At 69.1% G+C, this 18,643-nt stretch carries 26 protein-coding genes; 23 read left to right on the top strand and 3 right to left on the bottom strand.

Annotated elements, in window-relative coordinates; genetic code table 11:
* Positions 1-94 precede the first annotated feature (94 nt).
* Positions 95-400, bottom strand: a complete 306-nt coding sequence (locus tag AC3WOH_RS31085) for a hypothetical protein (RefSeq protein WP_492233169.1) — start codon at positions 398-400, stop codon at positions 95-97.
* A 27-nt stretch (positions 401-427) separates the two neighbouring features.
* Entirely contained in the window at positions 428-1,438 is a 1,011-nt protein-coding gene (locus AC3WOH_RS31080; RefSeq protein ID WP_492233168.1) for a hypothetical protein, read from the bottom strand.
* Between the two features lie 215 nt (positions 1,439-1,653).
* Between AC3WOH_RS31080 and AC3WOH_RS31075 the strand changes: the two genes are divergently transcribed.
* Positions 1,654-2,208, top strand: a complete 555-nt coding sequence (locus AC3WOH_RS31075; protein WP_492233167.1) for a hypothetical protein — start codon at positions 1,654-1,656, stop codon at positions 2,206-2,208.
* A 154-nt stretch (positions 2,209-2,362) separates the two neighbouring features.
* Here the strand turns inward: AC3WOH_RS31075 and AC3WOH_RS31070 are convergent, their stop codons facing one another.
* Positions 2,363-3,028: an XRE family transcriptional regulator gene (locus AC3WOH_RS31070; protein ID WP_492233166.1), complete on the bottom strand. Its 666-nt coding sequence runs from the start codon at positions 3,026-3,028 to the stop codon at positions 2,363-2,365.
* A 68-nt stretch (positions 3,029-3,096) separates the two neighbouring features.
* Here AC3WOH_RS31070 and AC3WOH_RS31065 point away from each other — a divergent pair, with 68 nt between their 5' ends.
* The 22 genes from AC3WOH_RS31065 to AC3WOH_RS30960 all read left to right on the top strand — a co-directional run bounded on the left by AC3WOH_RS31065 (position 3,097) and on the right by AC3WOH_RS30960 (position 18,634).
* Entirely contained in the window at positions 3,097-3,327 is a 231-nt protein-coding gene (locus AC3WOH_RS31065; protein ID WP_492233165.1) for a helix-turn-helix domain-containing protein, read from the top strand.
* 20 nt (positions 3,328-3,347) lie between these two features.
* Positions 3,348-4,412, top strand: coding sequence for a YdaU family protein (locus AC3WOH_RS31060; protein WP_492233164.1), 1,065 nt, complete (start codon positions 3,348-3,350; stop codon positions 4,410-4,412).
* A complete protein-coding gene (locus AC3WOH_RS31055; RefSeq protein WP_492233163.1) occupies positions 4,412-5,116 on the top strand; it encodes a DUF6475 domain-containing protein in 705 nt (234 codons plus the stop codon). The genes AC3WOH_RS31060 and AC3WOH_RS31055 overlap by 1 nt, the downstream gene beginning before the upstream one ends.
* Positions 5,113-5,367, top strand: a complete 255-nt coding sequence (locus tag AC3WOH_RS31050) for a hypothetical protein (RefSeq protein ID WP_492233162.1) — start codon at positions 5,113-5,115, stop codon at positions 5,365-5,367. The genes AC3WOH_RS31055 and AC3WOH_RS31050 overlap by 4 nt, the downstream gene beginning before the upstream one ends.
* Positions 5,368-5,380: 13 nt before the next feature.
* Positions 5,381-5,512 (top strand): hypothetical protein, encoded by a 132-nt coding sequence (locus AC3WOH_RS31045; RefSeq protein ID WP_492233161.1) that lies wholly within the window; start codon positions 5,381-5,383, stop codon positions 5,510-5,512.
* Positions 5,513-5,683: 171 nt separating this feature from the next.
* Positions 5,684-6,076 (top strand): hypothetical protein, encoded by a 393-nt coding sequence (locus AC3WOH_RS31040; protein WP_492233160.1) that lies wholly within the window; start codon positions 5,684-5,686, stop codon positions 6,074-6,076.
* Between the two features lie 366 nt (positions 6,077-6,442).
* The gene (locus AC3WOH_RS31035) at positions 6,443-7,057 is read left to right on the top strand and encodes a terminase small subunit-like protein (RefSeq protein ID WP_492233159.1); all 615 of its coding nucleotides are present in this window, start codon (positions 6,443-6,445) and stop codon (positions 7,055-7,057) included.
* Positions 6,978-8,531: a terminase large subunit domain-containing protein gene (locus AC3WOH_RS31030; protein ID WP_492233158.1), complete on the top strand. Its 1,554-nt coding sequence runs from the start codon at positions 6,978-6,980 to the stop codon at positions 8,529-8,531. The genes AC3WOH_RS31035 and AC3WOH_RS31030 overlap by 80 nt, the downstream gene beginning before the upstream one ends.
* A gap of 17 nt (positions 8,532-8,548) precedes the next feature.
* Complete coding sequence (locus AC3WOH_RS31025; protein ID WP_492233157.1) at positions 8,549-10,711, top strand: portal protein; 2,163 nt, start codon at positions 8,549-8,551, stop codon at positions 10,709-10,711.
* A complete protein-coding gene (locus AC3WOH_RS31020) occupies positions 10,708-11,037 on the top strand; it encodes a hypothetical protein (protein WP_492233156.1) in 330 nt (109 codons plus the stop codon). Before AC3WOH_RS31025 ends, AC3WOH_RS31020 begins: the two co-directional genes overlap by 4 nt.
* A 20-nt stretch (positions 11,038-11,057) precedes the next feature.
* Positions 11,058-11,210, top strand: a complete 153-nt coding sequence (locus AC3WOH_RS31015; protein ID WP_492233155.1) for a hypothetical protein — start codon at positions 11,058-11,060, stop codon at positions 11,208-11,210.
* Between the two features lie 25 nt (positions 11,211-11,235).
* Entirely contained in the window at positions 11,236-12,270 is a 1,035-nt protein-coding gene (locus AC3WOH_RS31010) for a hypothetical protein (protein WP_492233154.1), read from the top strand.
* 155 nt (positions 12,271-12,425) lie between these two features.
* Positions 12,426-13,406: an SU10 major capsid protein gene (locus AC3WOH_RS31005; protein WP_492233153.1), complete on the top strand. Its 981-nt coding sequence runs from the start codon at positions 12,426-12,428 to the stop codon at positions 13,404-13,406.
* Positions 13,407-13,480: 74 nt separating this feature from the next.
* The gene (locus tag AC3WOH_RS31000) at positions 13,481-13,777 is read left to right on the top strand and encodes a hypothetical protein (RefSeq protein ID WP_492233152.1); all 297 of its coding nucleotides are present in this window, start codon (positions 13,481-13,483) and stop codon (positions 13,775-13,777) included.
* Positions 13,774-14,370, top strand: coding sequence for a phage adaptor protein (locus AC3WOH_RS30995; protein ID WP_492233151.1), 597 nt, complete (start codon positions 13,774-13,776; stop codon positions 14,368-14,370). Before AC3WOH_RS31000 ends, AC3WOH_RS30995 begins: the two co-directional genes overlap by 4 nt.
* The gene (locus AC3WOH_RS30990; protein ID WP_492233150.1) at positions 14,370-14,858 is read left to right on the top strand and encodes a hypothetical protein; all 489 of its coding nucleotides are present in this window, start codon (positions 14,370-14,372) and stop codon (positions 14,856-14,858) included. The genes AC3WOH_RS30995 and AC3WOH_RS30990 overlap by 1 nt, the downstream gene beginning before the upstream one ends.
* 3 nt (positions 14,859-14,861) lie before the next feature.
* Positions 14,862-15,173 (top strand): hypothetical protein, encoded by a 312-nt coding sequence (locus AC3WOH_RS30985; RefSeq protein WP_492233149.1) that lies wholly within the window; start codon positions 14,862-14,864, stop codon positions 15,171-15,173.
* Between the two features lie 2 nt (positions 15,174-15,175).
* On the top strand, positions 15,176-16,777 hold the full coding sequence (locus tag AC3WOH_RS30980; RefSeq protein ID WP_492233148.1) for a hypothetical protein: 1,602 nt from the start codon (positions 15,176-15,178) through the stop codon (positions 16,775-16,777).
* Positions 16,778-16,925: 148 nt separating this feature from the next.
* Entirely contained in the window at positions 16,926-17,216 is a 291-nt protein-coding gene (locus tag AC3WOH_RS30975; protein ID WP_492233147.1) for a holin, read from the top strand.
* Complete coding sequence (locus tag AC3WOH_RS30970) at positions 17,206-17,811, top strand: lysozyme (RefSeq protein WP_492233146.1); 606 nt, start codon at positions 17,206-17,208, stop codon at positions 17,809-17,811. Before AC3WOH_RS30975 ends, AC3WOH_RS30970 begins: the two co-directional genes overlap by 11 nt.
* The gene (locus AC3WOH_RS30965) at positions 17,808-18,155 is read left to right on the top strand and encodes a hypothetical protein (RefSeq protein WP_492233145.1); all 348 of its coding nucleotides are present in this window, start codon (positions 17,808-17,810) and stop codon (positions 18,153-18,155) included. The genes AC3WOH_RS30970 and AC3WOH_RS30965 overlap by 4 nt, the downstream gene beginning before the upstream one ends.
* Positions 18,152-18,634, top strand: a complete 483-nt coding sequence (locus tag AC3WOH_RS30960; RefSeq protein ID WP_492233144.1) for a hypothetical protein — start codon at positions 18,152-18,154, stop codon at positions 18,632-18,634. The genes AC3WOH_RS30965 and AC3WOH_RS30960 overlap by 4 nt, the downstream gene beginning before the upstream one ends.
* Positions 18,635-18,643: the final 9 nt, after the last annotated feature.

Genomic DNA, 18,643 nt, shown 5'->3' with positions numbered 1-18,643 from the left:
CTCCTTGCGTGTGCAAGGGCACACGCTGCGTCGCGCGCCTAGATTGGCACGCCGGCAAGGGCCTTCGCGACCGCCAAAATAGTGTGAACAGGCCCTAGAACATCGGTAGTTGCTGGCATTTTTTCGTCTCGGCCTGCCAGGCCTGGATGGCGGGTTTTTCTGCGTCGCTGGCCTTGTCGGTGCTGGCGCGCAGGGCCTGCGTGGCTTCGGGCGAGTTGCCCGCCAGCCGGGCGATGACGGGGGCGATGGCGGGGTTCTTCCACATGGCGGCGTAACAGGCGCGCGATGGGGCCGAGGGCACGGGCTCGCGCGGCTGGGCCTGGGCCTGTGCGGGCAGGGCGAGGGTGGCGGCGGCCAGCAGCAGGGCGGTGGCGGCCGGGGCAAGGGAGCTGCGGTGCATGGGGTGTGCGGGGTGCTGTGGGCTTGCTTATTGCGCCGCCTTGGGTGCGGCTGCTTCGGTCTGGCGCTTGTGTTCGGCGTTCTGTTGTCGGATCAGCGCATCGAACTGGGCCTTGAAGCTGCGGTTGCGGTCGTTGATGGTCTGCGCGAAAGCGCCCCAGGTCAGCGTGCCTGCGTACAGCTGCTGGGTCGCCAGCCGCGTGTCGGCCTGCCAGCGGTGGATGGCGTCCCGGGCCGGGGCTGGCCGGTTCACCAGGTCGGCGTCGCCCAGTTTCTGGCACTTTTGCAGTTCTGTCAGCCAGAAGGCGATGGCGGTTTTTTCCTGGTCGCTGGCCTTCTCGGTGCTCTGCAGTGTGCGGTCTGCGGCTTCGCGCGTGTGGACCACCATCCGGGCGGCCACGGGGGCCATGGCGGGGTTGGCCCACATGGCGGTGGTGCATTGGTTGAAGGCCTGCGATGCGGCGGAGGGGGGGCCTGCCGCTGCAGCCTCTTCTTCGTTGATGCGCTTCTCTTCGGCGTTCTGCGCGTCCTGCAGGGCTTTGAACTGGGTGCCGCGGATCTCGGTGGCGGCGTTGATGGGGGCCATCAGCTCGGCCCAGGATGTCTGCTGGCTTTCGTAGGCCTTGCGGATGGCCTCTGCGGTGGCGGCATGCCAGTTGCGGATCACGGCCTTGGCCTGTGTGGGCGCATTCGCCAGCGCGAGGTCGCTCACGGTCTGGCACTTGTCCATCTCGGCCAGCCAGATGAGGAGGGCTGGCTTTTCCTGGGCGCTGATTTTTTCGGTGCTGTACTCCATGGGGGCCGACGGGTCGCGCCCCGCGGGCCGGATCCTGGCGAGCACGGGCGCAAGACCGGGGTTGCTCCACATCGTCTTTCCGTAGCACTGGCTGGATGCGGTCACCGCCTCTGGCGTGATCCATGGCAGGCGGGCTGCCGCTTCGGCCCTGGGGGGCTGCTGCTGCTGTGCCCACGCGGGGGTGGCCAGGGCTTGAACGGCTGCCGCTGCAGCGGCGGCAAGGATGAGGGCAGGGCGATGCATGGGGTGGTTCCTCCGGGCTTGTTCTTGGTGGTGAGGCTGCGTGTTCAGGGGCGGGGCGCGGTCTGGCGCGCAGGGGCGGGTGCAGTCCCCGGGGCTGCGACCCGTGTCCGTCAACTGCCAAGTGGTGGCTTGTCAGTTCGCATCGTTTTGATCGGTAGACTTCGCGCGGCGCTGCCTTGACAGCTCAGCGTTCACCCAGCGTATCCAAGAACAGCATGAAGAATTTTGCACTACTGACAACCCTTGCACTTTGTGGATGCGCGGCCCCACCGCCAACCACCATTCCCACAACCGCGCCCGCGGCGCAGACGGTTCCCGCTTCCAGAATCGAGATCGACGACTTAGCCGTTGGCAAGCAGGTGAAGGATACCGACGCGGTCTATTTCACGGGATGGTTTCCCATTGCGGACAGGTTGGTGCAACCGGCGTTTCACGAGGCCATTGCCGCCAAGCTGAAAGGGGGCCTCAAGGCGAGTGGCAGCGGGGAGGTCGTGCAGTTGGCCATCCTCGATGCCGGGCTGTCCATGGACATGAAGGCGAGCGACAGCATCGCGTTCGTCGGCCTCGCGACAGTCTTTCGCGAAAGGCCCTACCAGTGCAATCTGGTCGTCAACATCAAGACCAGCCGCGGGTCTGCGCGGCAGGCGTTCGAGCACATTCAAATCGCAAACCGTGCGTTTGGCGATCTGGAGGACAAGTCCGCCTTCGTGAGCAAGTGCCAGGACGCCCTGGTGCAGAAGGTGGCTGATTTCCTGGCCAAGACCGTCTGAGCACGTCACCGGGTTGCGGCCGTTGATGGGCCCGGCCAGGTCGTTGGACGCAGTGCCCACACCTTCCTGGGGCGAGCCTCCTGGCAGAGGCACGCCACATGCGCTGCCACGGGGCGGCAGCGGTCGGATTCCTTGGGCGTAGCCCACCCCCCCCTCAATACCTCGCCTTGATCTTCCTGCGCGGCACCGGGTGCGCAATGTAATAAACCCAGCTCACCTCCTCGGGCTTGTAGAACAGCACCTCGGTGTTGTTGTAGCTGCCAAAGCGCCAGCCGGCGCGGCGCGAGAGCAGGCGCTTGATCATGGTGTGGCCGGTGGCCAGGCGCACGAGCACGTCGTCTTCCAGGTCGGGCTCGGTGCCGGGCTCGACCAGGGCGAATTCGCCGGGGTTGTAGCGCGGCACCATGGAGGGGCCGTCCACCTCGGTGAGGAAGGCGTGCTTGTCGTCGGTGGCGATGGGGGCGCACTCGTCGGTGGCGCCCACGGGGAAGTCCGAGTCGCTCCAGATGCGGTCGGGCATGAGGCCGCCGCTGCCCTTGCCCACCACGTAGACCTCGCGCACCTTGCCCTCGCCGAAGCTGATGGCGCCGCTTGGGCGCGCCGGGGCCTCGTCGGCCATGGGGCCGTCGCCGGTATCGAGCCAGTGCGGGTTGACGCGGTAGGCCCGGGCCAGGGCCAGCAGGCCGGCCGGGCGCGTGGTGTCGCCCCGCTCGATCTTGGAGATGTCGGATTGGCTCACGCCGGAGGCCGCTTCGGCGTCCTTCTGGGTGAGTCCGGCCAGTTTGCGGGCTTGGCGGGCACGGGCGGCGAGGGAGTCCATGGCCGCTATTTAATCTCTATTGCATATTCTTTGGAGAATTCATAGAATAGTCCTAAAGGAATATTTCTATGAACCCTCGCGACCTCGTGCTGGCGCTCAAGGCGGCCGGACTCACCCAGAAGCAGATTGGCGATGCCACCGGCATACCGCAGCCCACGGTCAGCAAGATCGAGCGCGGCGAGGTGGCGGACGTGCTCTCGCGCAACTACCGCGCGCTGCTGGCGCTGTACCAGCAGCGCGTGGAGGTGCCCCCGGCTGCTGCCGCCATCACCACCGCCACGGCTGCCGCTGCGGCCTGAAGGGGAGGGACACACGCCCCATGAACTACTACCCCTTTCACATCGGCGACTACCTGAGCGCCACCCGCCACCTGAGCTGGGAGGAGGACGCGGCCTACCGCCGCCTGCTGGACACCTGCTACATGACGGAGCGGCCGCTGCCGCTGGACGAGCGCGCCGTGTGCCGCCTGGTGCTGGCCACTACCGAGGCCCAGCGCGATGCCGTGCACGTGGTGCTGGCCGAGTTCTTTGTGCAGACGCCCGAGGGCTGGGTGAACCGCCGCGCCGGTGCCGAGATCGAGGTCATGCGCGAGAAGCAGCACAAGCAGCGCGAGCGCGCCAACAAGCGCTGGCACCAGCCGGGCGGCATGGGTGGGCGCGATGACCACGAGGGCCACGGGCTGTTGCGCGAGGGCGACCTCTTCGGCGACGGCCTGCCCCCGCCCATGCCGTGGGAAGGCGCCGCCGATGCCGCGGCATGCGAAACCGATGCCGCGGCATCGAAAAGCGATGCCGTGGCAATGCCACCAACACCAGCACCAGGACCAACACCAGCACCAGGACCAACACCAGGACCAGCACCAGACCCCTCTCCTGGCGGAGAAGGGGAGGGCGCAGCGGCTGGCGCCGGCGCCCCCACCGCCGGGCGCACCACAGGCCGTACCGGTGCCACCAAGCCGGGCCGCCGTTCGGCCAGCGCCAGCACCAGCAGCACGGCAGAGCGCCCGGCCGAGGTGCCCGAGCCCGTGTGGCAGGACTTTGGGCGCCTGCGCCGCGAAAAGCGCGCACCGCTCACCGACACCGCCCTGGCCGGCTTTCGGCGCGAGGCGGCGCGCGCGGGCATCTCGCTCACGCAGGCGCTGGCGCACTGCTGCGTGGCGGGCTGGCAGGGCTTCAGGGCCGACTGGTACGCCAACTACATGGGGGGCGGCAGTGCTGGCCTTGGCGGGCGCAGCCCGCGGCCCCCCGTCGTCAACCGGCAAGAGGCGCTGGAGCAGCGCAACCGCGCCGTGGCCGATGCCTGGGTGCCGCCGGAGCTGCGCCGCGCGCAGACGCAGCGGCAGCAGCAGCAACCAGCACAAGCCCAGCATGAAGGAGCGCACTGATGCAGGCCGATGACTTCCCCGCCTTTCGCGGCCTGCTCACCGACGTGATGGCCTACTACCGCCAGGACGTGAGCGGCTTCGTGCTCGACCTGTGGTGGGGCGCATGCAAGCCCTTTGCGCTGGCGCAGATCAGCCAGGCCCTGCAGCGCCACGCCACCGACCCCGAGCGCGGCCAGTTCGCGCCCAAGGTGGCCGACCTGGTGCGCATTCTCGCGGGCACCACCACCGACCGCGCCGCGCTGGCCTGGGGCAAGGTGCACGAGGCCATGTCGGCCGTGGGCGCCTACACCGACGTGGTGTTCGACGAGCCCGCCATCCACGCCGCCGTGGAAGACCTGGGCGGCTGGCCCAAGATGTGCCGCACGGACCTCAAGGACCTGTCGCACCTGCAGCACCGCTTCATGCAGTTCTACCGCGCGTATGTGGAGCGCGGCCAGTTCGACTACCCCAAGCGCCTGCCCGGCGACCGCAGCCCCGACAGCGAGTACGAGCGCATGGGCCTGCCCCTGCCGCGCCCCGCGGTGGTGGGCAACCGGGGCCAGGCGCGCCTGGTCTACCGGGGCGGCGGCGCGGGCAAGACGGCCATCAGCTACGTGCCCGCGCAGGCGCTGGGTGGGGCACCCGGCTGGGTTGTTGGCGGGGCGGTGGCCATGCACGCCGCCAAGGCCCTCGCGGCCATCGAGGCACCGAGGAGCGTGGCATGAGCGGCGACCGCAGCACCACCACCAACGCCACCACCACCAGCGCAAGCACCACCTGCAGCACCTGCGCCCGCTGGCTGCTGCGCGACCGCGCGGGGCGTGTGCTGCCCATGGCCCAGCACGGCTTTGGCCAGTGCGCCAAGGGCCCCGCCTGGACCACCTACCCACCGCAGCACGCCTGCGCAAAACACCAGGCAGCCACCGCAGAGGTCGTGGCCGCCCGCATCACCTGGCTTCACAAAAGGAACGACTGAACCCATGACCATCATGATGAAACCCCGCATCTACCGCGCCGGCGACCGCTGGATCTGCTTCAACCTGCGCGCCGGCATGCGCTGCGCCGCGGCGGGCCAGAGCCCCGAGAGCGCCTACCGCAATTGGGAGGCCGCGTATGCCTGAGCGCGACCACCACAGCCCTTCTGGCGTCGTTGCAGCGTCTTGTCGTACTGCTCGTACTGCCCGCGACGCTGCGCCTAGCCAGAACCGCTTCGCTGGGCTGTGCCGGCCGCTCTGTGCAGCGCACCAAGCCACCATCGCGACCCATCCCCCGCACACCCCCAGGAGCCGCCCATGAACGCCCGTGTCGACCCCATCCACTTTCGCGTGCCCGCCGAGCTGCGCGAGGCCGACGAGCTGCTCGAGCGCTATGGCCGCTGGGCGCAGGACCGCTACCACAAGCGCCGCTGCGCCAGTGCCGAGGGCCGCTACCAGGCGCCGCGCAACCGCGACGACGAACCGCTCATGCCCTTCATGCCCGACTTCGACGCGATGAAGGTGCAGCACGCCCTGGTCGTCGTGCCCATGCAGTACCGCCGCGTGCTGCAGGCCTACTACATCCCCAAGCGCGAGCCGCACCACGCGGTGCGCCGGCGCCTGAAGATCACGCCCACCCTGTGGGAGCAAAGCCGCACCGAGGGCTTGCGAAGATTTTGGTCGATTTACTTGCGCAGCTTGCAGAAGTAGTGCATAATCGCGTCATACTCCGCGACACCGAGTTGCGCGCCCCGGATGCCACTAGGCAGCCGGAGGTGTGAGCAAGAAGGAAGTCGCAAGAGAGATTGCTTTCAACACTTAGCCCGCATGGTTCTTCCTGCGGGCTTTTTGCATTTCCGGGGGCGGATTTTTTGCCACTGGGGTGCCAGTCTCTTTTCATCACCAAGAAGCCGAATTGGTAGCGCCGGGAACCGCCTGATTCAAGAGCAGGCTGATCGCAGCGCTGGGTTTTCCACGGCTGCACAGCCGTGTGATCGGTGGAGTTGCGAACGGTGCGCTCAGCCGAGGGCAATGCCCTGGGTGAACCCGATGGGCGCAAGATTTCAATGGACCCGCATGGCTACCAGAAAGAAAGCGCCCGCAGCACCAACCGCCACCGACACACTGCCTGCCGATGCACCGGCCGCTGCAGCCGTGGTTGCGGCTGCAGCGGTGCCCGCACCGGTGCCGGCCCCCGTGGCCCCCACGCTGTGCCCCGACCCGGTGGCGCGGCTCGATGCCATCGGCATCGACTGGCTGTGCGAGCAGATCTGTGCGGGCGTGCCGCAGACGCAGATGGCGCTGGCGCTGAATGTGGGCGTGGCGGCGTTGAGCCGCTGGATGGCCGCGGATGCGGAGCGGCTGGCGCGCGTGCGCGAGGCGCGCATGGCGGCGGCGCACACCTTCGAGGAGATGGCCGAGCGCGTGCTGCGCGAGGCGCTCGACACCTTCGAGCTGGCGCGCGCCAAGCAGCTGGCCGAGCACTACCGCTGGAAGGCGGCCAAGTTCAGCCCGCGCGAGTTCGGCCAGCAGGCGCCCCAGCGTGGCGATGCGGCCGATGCGCCGGCATCGCCCACGGCCCTTGGGGCGGAACTGACGGACGAACAGCTCGATGCCAAGCTCGCTGAACTCATTGCCGCTGCTGCCACAGCCGCAGAGCCTGGGGCTGCAGCTGCCACCGCAGGGGCTTGAGCGGCTACCGCAGGGGCTGGATCTGCTACCGCAGGGGCTTGAAGGGTTACCCCGGCCGCAGAAGCTGGCGCTGCTGGCGCTGCTGCAAGAGCGCGCGCAGCGCAGCCGCACCCACCGGCTGCGCGGCTACCGGCCCTATGCCAAGCAGGCCGAGTTCCATGCGGCGGGCGCGCAGTACCGCGAGCGCCTGCTCATGGCCGGCAACCAGCAGGGCAAGACCTGGAGCGCGGGTTTCGAGACCGCCATGCACCTGACGGGGCGCTACCCCGCCTGGTGGCGCGGCAAGGTGTACGACCACCCGATTGCGGCCTGGGCCGCGGGCGTGACCAGCGAGGTCACGCGCGACAGCGTGCAGCGCGTGCTGTGCGGGCGCATCAATGCGCTGGGCACGGGCTCGATACCGCTGGATGCCATTGTGGACAAGGCGACCAAGCGCGGCGTGGCCGATGCCCTCGACACCCTGGTGGTGCGCTGGGGCGGCGGCGGCGATGTGCAGGCGGGCGAGAGTTTGCTGGGCTTCAAGAGCTACGACCAGGGGCGCGAAAAATTCCAGGCCGAGACGCTCGACTGGGTGTGGCTCGACGAGGAGCCCGACGAGGCGATCTACACCGAATCGCTCACGCGCACCAACGCCACGGGCGGGCTGCTGGCCATGACCTTCACCCCGCTCAAGGGCATGAGCAATGTGGTGCGGCGCTTTGTGCAGGAGCGGCCGGCCGGCACGCATGTGACGACGATGACCATTGAGGACGCCGAGCACTACACGCCCGCGCAGCGCGCCGCCATCATCGCCAGCTACCCGGCGCACGAGCGCAAGGCGCGCACGCTGGGCCAGCCGCTCATGGGCAGCGGGCGCATCTTTGCGCTGGACGACGAGGCGATTGCCGTGGCGCCGTTTGCCGTGCCCGACCACTGGGTGCGCATCGGCGGCATCGACTTTGGCTGGGACCACCCCAGCGCCGCCGTGCAGCTGGCCTGGGACCGCGATGCCGACATCGTCTACGTGGTGGCCGCCCACCGCGCGCGCGCGCAGACGCCGCTGCTGTTTGCCGCCAGCGTGAAGCCCTGGGGCGAGTGGATCCCCTGGGCCTGGCCGCACGACGGCCTGCAAAAGGACAAGGGCAGCGGCCAGGCGCTGCGCGACCAGTACCAGGCCCAGGGCCTGCACATGCTGGCCGACAAGGCCACGCACGCGCCCGCGCTGGGCCACAAGGAGGGCAGCGGCGGCAACGGCGTGGAGGCCGGCGTGCAGGAGCTGCTGGACCGCATGCACACCGGGCGCTTCAAGGTGTTCAGCAACCTTGCGGACTGGTTCGAGGAGTTCCGCATGTACCACCGCAAGGACGGGCTGATCGTGAAGCTCGACGATGACCTGATGGCCGCCACGCGCTACGCACACATGATGCGGCGCTTTGCCATCGCCAAGCCGGCCAAGGCCAAACCCCTGGCCTACAAGAAACTGGGACTGGTGTGAAGGACCGATGGATGCCTATGCACGACGCTGACGACAAAACCATGGACGACGACGCGCTGTGCGCGCTGATCGACCGCCAGAGCCGCCAGGCCATTGGCGCCGACGACCTGACCGAGGTGCAGCGCGCCGAGGCCATGGAGTTCTACCTGGGCGAGGCGCGCGGCGAGCTGGCGCCACCCGAGTCGGAGGGCCGCTCGCGCGTGGTCTCCAAGGACCTGATGGACACGGTGGAGTGGGCCATGCCGGCGCTGATGGACATCTTCGCCAGCGCCGACGACATCATCCGCTTCGAGCCCGATGGCCAGGAGGACGAGCAGGCCTGCCAGGACGCGACCAACTACGTGGGCTGGCTCATCCACCGCAAGAACGAGGATGGCTTCATCACCATCCACGACGCGATCAAGAGCGCGCTGATCACGCGCACCGGCTTCGGCAAGTGCTATGTGGACGCGGGCCAGGACTACCGCGAGGAGCACTACGGCCCGCTGACCGAGGCCGAGGTGCGCGCGCTGGACGAGGACCCGGAGATCGAGATCATCGAGCTGCAGGAGGCGGGGTTTGTGCCGCTGCCTGTGCCGCCGGTGCCGGTGCCTCCCGGTGCCCTTCCACAGCATTCTGTGCAGGGCGGCCTGGCGCCGCCCGTGCCCCCGCTGCTGCCCACCTTTGTGGTGCGGGCGCGGCGCGCGCACCAGGTGCTGCAGTTCAAGAACGAGGGCGTGCCGCCCGAGGAGATGCGCATTGCGCGCGACACGCGCACCCTGTCGGAGTGCCGCTTCATCGAGCATCGGCGCGAGGTGACCTTGAGCTACCTGCGCGAGCAGGGCTACGACGAGGACAAGGTGGAGGCCCTGGCCTCGGACCTGGGCCACGCCAGCGGCAGCGGCGATGGCGGCAGCCAGGCCGCGCGCGATGCGCGCCACCGCTACGACGACACCGACCCCACGGGCGACGAGGCGGCCGACGCATCGCAGCGCCTGGTGTGGCTGTCCGAGAGCTACCTCAAGGTGGACTATGACGGCGACGGCCGCACCGAGTACCGCCGCGTGGTGAAGGTGGGCACCACCGTGTTCGAGAACACCGTGGTGGACGAGCACCCCTTCTGGCTGATGGCGCCCATCCTCATGCCCTACAAGGTGGTGGGCCTGTCGATGTGGGACCTGGTGGAGGACCTGCAGCGCATCAAGACCGCGCTGCAGCGCCAGGTGCTGGACAACGTGTACCTGGCCAACAACCCGATGAAGGAGGTGGTCGAGGACGCGGTGGTGGACATGGACGAGCTGCTCGCCCCGCGCGTGGGCGGCATCTACCGCGTGCGCACGCCCAATGCGGTGCGCGAGGTGGCCACGCCGTTTCTGGGCGCGCCGGCGCTGGAGCTGCTGGCGCGCGTGGACCAGATCCGCGACACGCGCAGCGGCGTGACGGAGATGAACTCGGCCACCAATGTGGAGGCGCTGGCCCAGTCGAGCGTGGGCAGCCAGGGCGTGCAGGCGCTGATGAACCAGGGCGCGCAGCGCCTGCGCCTGATCGCCCGGGTGCTGGCCGAGACGGGCTTCAAGCGCATGTACTGGCTGATGCTCAAGAACATCACCCAGCACCAGGACCGGCCGCAGCAGGTCAAGATCAACGGCCGCTGGCTGCACATCGACCCGCGCGAGTGGAAGAACCGCTACAACATGACGGTATCGGTCGGCGTGGGCACCTTCGGGCGCCAGCAGCAGGTGGTCAACCTCACGGCGCTGGCGGGCATGCAGCAGCAGGCCATGGGCCTGGGCCTGGCCAATGCGAACACGCTGTACAACACCTTGAAGCGCACGGCCGAGGCCATGGGCTACCGCGATGCGGACCAGTTCTTCACCGCGCCGCAGCTCGGGCCCGACGGCAAGCCCATGCCGCCACCGCAGCCACCCCAGCCGCCGCAACCCGGCCAGGCCGAGGCGCAGGCCATGGTGCAGGCCGAGCAGATCAAGGCCCAGGCGCTGCTGCAAAAGGCCGACATGGACAACCAGGCGCGCCTGGTGATCGAGCGCGAAAAGATCCAGAGCGAGGAGCGCGTGGCCATGTTCAAGGCGCGCGCCCAGCTGGAGCAGCAGCAACAGCAGGCGGCGCTGAAGGCGGCGGCTGCGCAGGGCGGGGGCATGCCCATCCATCCATATTCACCGCAGGCACAGGCACCCGCATGAACAACAGCACCACCGCTGCACCCGCACCCCTGCACGAGCAGGTCTCCCGCGCCGAGCAGGCGCGCACCCTGCTGGAACACCCGCTGCTTGTGCAGGCGTTCCAGTCCATGAAAGACGAGGTCATCGAACAATGGCAAAAGGCACCAGCACACGACGTGGCGGGGCGGGAAAAGCTCTGGCTGACCCTGAAGCTTTTGGACAAGCTGCAGGGCAGCCTGCGCCAGACGGTGGAGACGGGCAAGGTGGCGCGCAAGTCGCTGCTGCAGCGCGCGGCCGACGAGGCGCTGCTGCTGGCCCGCAGGCCTGGGGCCAGGCCCTGGCCCTGATCGACGCCGCGGCCGACGCCGTGGTGGCGGCTGGCGGCAGCCTCACGCGCATCGTCGTGCCGTTTGCCGAGCACCCGGGGCTGTACCAGCGCGGGGAGTTTGGCGCGCCGGTGGAAACGGGCGAGGGCTTCTATGCCCGCACCGATGGCGGCCAGACCGTCGAACTCCAGTGACCTCATCTGAACCAGGAACACGAGCATGAATCCCTTGTTTCACCCCACCCCCCGCCTGCGCGCACCCGCGGGCGATGACGGCGCCGATACCGGTGGCGCAGGCAGCACCGGCAGCGCCGGCGCCGCCGAAGGCAGCATCGAGGAGCTGGCCCACCTGGTGGGCGCCAGCGATGGCGATGCCGGTGACGATGGCTACGGCCAGGACGATGGCGGCGACGCCGAGGGCGCGCTGTCGCAGTCCCGCGAAGACGACCGCGACCGGGGCCACCACGGCGACACCGATCAGGACGGCGATGCCCATGCCGGCGCCGACGACCCCGACGAGGAGTGGGAGGCCGGTGGCCACCGCTTCAAGGTCAAGAAATCCGAGCTCCGTGCGGGCTACATGAAGGATGCCGACTACCGCGCCAAGACGGCCAAGGTAGCCGACCAGCAGCGTCACCTGGACGCGTTTGCGACCCACCTGCAGCAGGAGCGGCAAACCGCCGCCAACCAGCTCGGGGTGATGATCCAGGCGCTGCAGCAGGAACTGGTCGGCAGCCAGCCCAATGCGTCGTTGATCGACTCCGACCCGCAGGAGTACATGCGCCAGCAGGTGCTGCATGGCGAGCGCGTGCACAAGCTGCAGCAGGCCATGGGCCACCGCCAGGCGCTGCAGCAGCAGTTCGCGGCCACGCAGGCGCAGCGCGCCCAGATCCGCCACCGCGAGGAGTCGGAGCTGCTGGCCACCGCGGTGCCCGAGTGGCGCAACCCCAGCGTGCGCGCGCGGGAACTCAAGGACCTGGGCCACTCGCTGGTGGCACGCGGCTTCACCGTCGATGAGGTGTCGAACACGGCGGACCACCGCATCGTGCTGCTCGCCCGCGACGCGGCCCGCTACCGCCAGCTGGTGGAGGCCCGCGCCAAGACCGCCAAGCCCCCGCTGCCCCGGCCCGTGCGGCCGGGCGCATCGGGGCAGGGCACTTCCAACTCCGGCACCCAGCGCGCGAAGGAGCGCCTGTCCCGCAACCCCAATGACATCGACGCGTTGGCGGGATTTCTCGGTGCCAGCGGCCTCTGAGTGGCTGGAAAAACGCTTCTGGCGTCGTTGCCGCGTCTTGTCGTACTGCTCGTACTGCCTGCGACGCGGCGCCTAGCCAGAACCGCTTCGCTGCGTTTTTCCATCCACTCAAGCTTCGCAAACCAACCAACAACCGAACACAAGGACATACACACATGCCAGCCAATACGCTTCTCACCTCCACCCCCCTCGTGCGCCTGGCCGAGGACGTGGAAGACAAGATCTACAACTTCCGCCCCACGGACGCGCCGCTGATCTCCTCGGTCAGCCGTGTGTCGGTCGAAGGCGTCAACCACGAGTGGACGGCCGACACCTACCGCGCCCCCAACCCGGCCAACAAGGCCGCGGAAGGCGCGGACGCGGCCTACGCGGCCCAGACCCAGCCCACCAGCTACGGCAACCGCACGCAGATCATCCAGGACACGGTGTCGGTGTCGGGCACGGCCGAGGCCGTGAAGAAGTACGGCCGCAAGTCGGAGATCGATCGCTTGAAGACCAAGAAGATGGTCGAGCTCAAGCGCGACCAGGAGGCATCGAGCATCGCCAACGCCACGGCCATCGCCGCCAACGGCGCCACGCCCGGCCAGATGCGCGGGCTGTACGGCTTCATCGCCACCAACCGCTCGTTCGGTGCCGGCGGCGCCGCGCCCGACCCGGTGGCCAACACGGCGCCCACGGTGGGCACGCTGCGCGCGCTGGCCGAGGCCGACCTGCAGGCCACCATCCGCAACGTCTTCACCAACGGCGGCGACGCCGAGGTGCTGATGGTGAGCCCGCAGCACAAGCAGAAGGTGTCGAGCTTCACCGGCAACGTGCAGCGCACCAACGAGGTCAACGTGCAAAAGCGCAACGAGGTGCGCCTGCAGACCTCGTTCTCCATCTACGGCCACGACTTCGGCGAGACCAAGGTCGTGCCCAACCGCGTGATGACCGTGGCCGGCGCCGGCCTGGTGAACACCGCCTACGTGATCGACTACGACAAGATCAAGGTGGGCAAGCTGCGCGGCTGGCAGTCCGAGAAGATGGCCAAGGTGGGCGACAGCGAGCAGTGGCAGGTGCTGACGGAAGTCACGCTGGTGGTGCCTCAAGAATCCACCCTGGGCGCGATCGCGGACTTGACGCTGACCGGCTCCTAAGCCGCAGCGGCTGATAGCGCAACAAGGGCCGGGTTCACCCCCGGCCCTTTTTCTTTGGGACACCGAGAACCACCATGCGACGCGAACTGATCCACGACGACGGCGGCGTGCGCGACCTGCTGTACGCCGACATGGCGCACCTGCAGGGCATTGCCGACTACTGCAAGGCGCGCCAGAACGAGGGGCTGACGGGCAGCCGCGACCTGCGCCACCTGGCGGAGTTTCCGGCCGAGCTGGTCGAGAAATACTGCAACGACACCGGCGTGAGCTTTGCCGAGTGGATGCGCAACCCGGTGCACGCGCGGCGCATGCTCAACGACCCGGCGCTGGCGCATTTCCGCATCGATCCATCGAAGGTGGGGGCCGCATGAACTGGGGCGAGATGAAGGCGGCGGTGGCCGCGTACCTGCACCGCAGCGACCTGGGCCCGCTGTGGGCCCACTTTCTGCCGCTGGCCGAGCAGCGCATGTTCTTTGGCGAGACCACGGTGCCGCCGCTGCGCCTGGCGGCCATGGAAAAGCAGGCCACGCTGGCCACGCCGGACCAGCCGGCGGACTTCCTGGAAGCCATCGTGCTCTGCAGTGATCCGAAGCGCCCGCTGGACCTGCGCCCGCTGGCCCACATCGCGCGCGAGCGCAATGCCTTTGCCTGGAGCGGCCAGCAACTGGTGCTGAGCCCCGACGTGGCCCTGCCGCTCACGCTGACCTACTACGCCAAATGGGCCACGCCGCTGGCCGATGGCGACACGAACTGGCTGCTGGCCCACGCCCCCGGCGTGGTGCTGGGCGCGCTGGCCGTGGAGGTGGCCCGCTGGGCGCGCGATGACGCGCTGCTGGCGCGCGAGAGCCAGTCGTACGCCAGTGCCTGCGTGGCCCTGGCGAATGCCGACCGGCGCGCCCGCCACTCGGGCGCGCTGCTGCAGCAGAAGGCGCAACCGCATGCAACGACCACAAGGACACCGTGATGGCACTCGAAACCGCCAACTACATCAGTGAGCTCGACGCCGCCAACCCGACCGGTGGCGACATCAAGGGCCTGGGTGACAACCACCTGCGCATGATCAAGGGGGCGCTGAAGCAGCAGTTCCCCAACTTCACCGCCGCAGCCGTCAACCCCACCGTGGCCGAGCTCAACACCCTGGTGGGCGTGACCGCCGGCGTGCAGGCCCAGCTCAACACCAAGGCCCCGCTGGAGAGCCCGGCCTTCACCGGCAACGCCAGCGTGGCCGGCACCGTGACGGCCGCCACCCAGGTGGCACCGAACGACAACAGCCAGAAGCTGGCCAGCACGAACTGGGTGCAGGCCTACGTGAGCGCCCTGGCCACCCTGCAACTGGGCCTGCCCGTGGCCCCGGTGCAGGCCGAACCGCTGGCGCTGTTCACCACGAACGGCGTCTTGAACTGGTCCCCGGTGCAATCGCGCAGCCGGGTTTTTTATGCAGCAGGAGCCTGACACATGGCCAACGGACGACTGGGCGCAGCAGACCTTGCCGCGAACGCGAACACCACCCTCTACAACCCGAGCGCGCTGACCGGCACCGTCACGGTGAGCCTGTGCAACCGCAGCGCCACGGGCACGCTGGTGCGCCTGGCCCTGGCCAGCACCGCCACCCCCACCGCCGCCGAGTGGCTGGAGTACGACCAGTACCTGCCGCCGGCCGGCGTGCTGGAACGCACGGCGATCGTGGTGGGGGCGGGGCAGTTTCTGGTGGCGCGCGCGAGTGCGGTCGGGGTGTCGGTAGTGGCGTTTGGTTTCGAGGAGGCGTGAACATGGGACGGCATATTGCACAGGTGGTGGATGCGGTGGATCAGCCGATTGTGGTGATGGCGCAGGACACGGTCGCTGCCGGGGATCTGGTGAAGGCGGATGGTGCGGGCTGGGTGCGCAGGGTCACGGAGGCATTCCCCTTGGCTGGGCAGAACACGGCGGCGGGCCTGACTGCGGCAGCCAGCAATGTGGTGGGCACGGGCTATGGCTGGGCGGGTAACGCCTATGCAGGCGCGCAGCGCAATCTGGCCGCGTTGCCGGATGGGGGCTTTGCGCTGGCCTACTCGGGCAATGGCACGACGGGCACCACGGGCGCCAATGTCGCGTTGCACGCTGCCCATGCCGGGCCGCGCCAGGTGGTCGTGCTCAGCGCTGCGGCGAGCACGGGCCCGGTGCGGGTGGTGCGTGCCGGCGCCGACAATGTGGCCGTGGTGTGGAGCGAAAACACCGACCTGCGCATCGCGGTGGTCCACGGCACCACCGGTGCAGTCGTTGCGGCGCCTGTCTCGGTGGGCACGGTTGCAGGCCAGGTACTGCACACCTGGCAACTGGCACCCCTGGCCAATGGTGAGGTGGTGGTGGCCTATCCGTCCTCGGGGGGCATGGCCTTCAAGCGCTACAGTGCCTCGGGCGTGCTGCAGGGGGCCGAGGTGCTGGTCGAGGCGAACCAGGCCCCGCAGTTCATGAGCATCCTGCCCCTGGCGGCCGGGGGCTTTGTGCTGCGCTGGGCCAAAACCACGGCGACCACGGGCAACCGCATGGCGCGTTTCAATGCGGCCGGTGTGATGCAGGGCGTGGTAGTACCGATCAGCGCGGCCGTCTCAGCCTACGATGGCGCGAACCCCAACGCCCATGTGGGCGCGCTGGAAGGCAAGCTCATCGAGCTGTCCAATGGCAATATCGTCAGCACCCACATCTACGATGCACTGGGCCAGGGCTTCAAGGTCTATGACGCGGGCCTGACCCTGCTGAACACGGTCAACCTGCCTGTTCCCAGCGCAGCCATCCAGGATGTGCTGCAACTGGCGCCCAAGTACGGCGGAGGTTTCTGGCTGGTGGGCAGCAGCGGGGCCGGCTACCGGCTGCAGGAGTACAACAACGCGGGGCAGTTGCAGCGCGAAGCCGCGAACAACAGCCCGGGCGGGTACATCTTCCGCATCTTCGATCGCCCCGGCAACGGGCCGGTCACCATCATCCAGCAGCACAGTAACTCCACGCCAAGTGCCTTGATGCAGGTGCAGGTCTATTCCCCGGCCCTGGTCGCCGAGGCTGCTGGCACCTATGTCTACAACCTTGGCAGTGCCGAAATCTCCACGGTCTGGCCCGAGATGCTGGTGACCGGCCTGCTCGGTGTGGCCTATGTGCCCTACAGCAATGGCGTGCAGAACTACGGGCTGTGGTATGCCGGTGCTGCCTCCGTTCTCGGGGTCGCCCAGAACGCGGCCACCGTGGGCCAGCCTGTGCGCGTGGCGACGGCGGGCAAGCAGGCGATCAACCAGGCCATCACCGCGCCGCAGTTTGACCGCCGCGCGTCCTCGCCCATGGGCACCAAGGGCTTCACCATGGGCAATGTGGCCGTGCTCAACGGCATCAACGGAGGCTGAGCGCCAGGCCGCCATCTCCCTGTGCGGCCGCCTTGCACCCGGACCGGCCGCCCGCCCGCCAGGCCCGGGGGTCCCATCCCTCGCCACCCCACCCCACCCCATGGCCCTGTGCCCATGGTCCATCGAACCCTCCCCCCCAAGGCCCCCCATGCAAACCGAAACCCTAGACCACCTCGCCGCCACCGGCGGCAAGACCATTGCTGCTGGTACCGGCATGACCAGCTGGGGCTGGCTCATTTCCAACGAGTTCCTGGGCCTGGTGGGGGCCCTGGTGGCGGTGGCGGGGCTGGGCATTACCTGGTACTACAAGCGCGAGAGCAACCGGCGCCAGGCGGCCGAGCATGCCTTGCGCATGGCGCGGCTGCGCCGGGGGCTGGAGCCGCCGGGAGACCGCGGCCCGGGCCCGCTGGATGCACCGGGGGCCGACGATGGCGACTGATGAGGCGGCCACCCGCAACACCAGCGTCGCCAAACTCGGTGCCGCGCTGGTGCTGGCCAGCGCCGGCCTGGGTGGCTTCCTGCACCAGTGGGAGGCGGACAAGCAGCAGGCCACCACCGTCTACGCCGACCGCCTGGCGCGTGGCGTGCCCACGGTGTGCGATGGCATCACGCCGGCCACCAGCCCCTACCCCATGGTGGTGGGCGATGTGTGGAGCGCCGCGCGCTGTGCCGAGGTGAACCGCCGGGTGGTCGAGACCACGCAGCTGAAACTGCTCGACTGCATCACCCACCGCGTGGGCCAGAACACCTTCGACGCCCTCACCAGCCACGCGCACAACGTGGGCGTGGGCAACACCTGCGCCAGCCGGGCGCTGGGGCTCATCAACGCTGGCCGGCTGGAAGAGGGCTGCCGCGCGCTGGCCTTCACGCCCGCGGGCGAGCCCAACTGGGCCTACGTGACCCGGCCCGATGGGCGCGGCAGCAAGCAGTTCGTGCAGGGCCTGCACAACCGGCGCAAGGACGAGATGGCCCTGTGCCTGCGCCCGGACGGCGGCGGCAACAACAGCGGCAACAACAACACCAAGGCACCATGACCCTCGACATCCTGATCCTTGCCGGCATGCTGCATGTGACCGCCCCGGCCGCGCCCGAGCCGGTGCAGTACCGCGTGACCGCCTACGCCATCCCCGGCGCCAGCCTGGCCTGGCGCGGGCGGGACGGCTGGGTGGCGCCGCAGCTGTGCTTCGACCGCTGCGCCACCGTGGCCGGCCAGCCCAGCGTGCTGGCGCGGGGCGAGTTCTCGCTGCAGGACGCGGCCGACCTGCAGCTGACGATCTGGCGCAAGGAAGGCGGCGACGGCGATCGCTGGGTGCAGGCCCTGCACTGCGCGCAGTTCTTCACCGGCCCGGTGTGCGCCCACTGGGGGACACCGCAATGATCCCCCTCGCCACCCACCTCGCTGCCTGGCTGCTCGGCGCCGCCATTGCCGCCAGCGCCGCCTGGCAGCTGCAGGACTGGCGCCTGGGCGCGCAGATCGCCGGCCTCAAGGCCAGCCACGCCGCAGAACGCGCGCAGGCCCAGGCCGACGCCCTCGCCACCGAGCGCGACAACGCAACCCGCTACCAGGGAGCCCTGAATGCCGCACGCACCCGTGAAGCCGCCCTGCAGCGCGATGTGGATCGCGCTCGCGCTCAGTCTGACGGCCTGCGCGAACAGGCCGCCGACGCCGCCCGCCGCATCGCCGACAGCGCCCGCACTGCCCCCGCCGCCGTCGCTGAGTACGCCACTGCCAGCGCAGAGCTACTCGCAGACTGCAGCCGACGCTACCAGGCAATGGCAGCAGCGGCTGATGGCCACGCAGCTGATGCGCGCACCCTCCGCGACGCCTGGCCCGCAGCCGCTGTCCGCACCGACTGATTGACTGAT

Source organism: Acidovorax sp. FW305-C-20-28, assembly GCF_058783375.1.
This window is presented reverse-complemented; position numbering and strand designations above follow the sequence as displayed.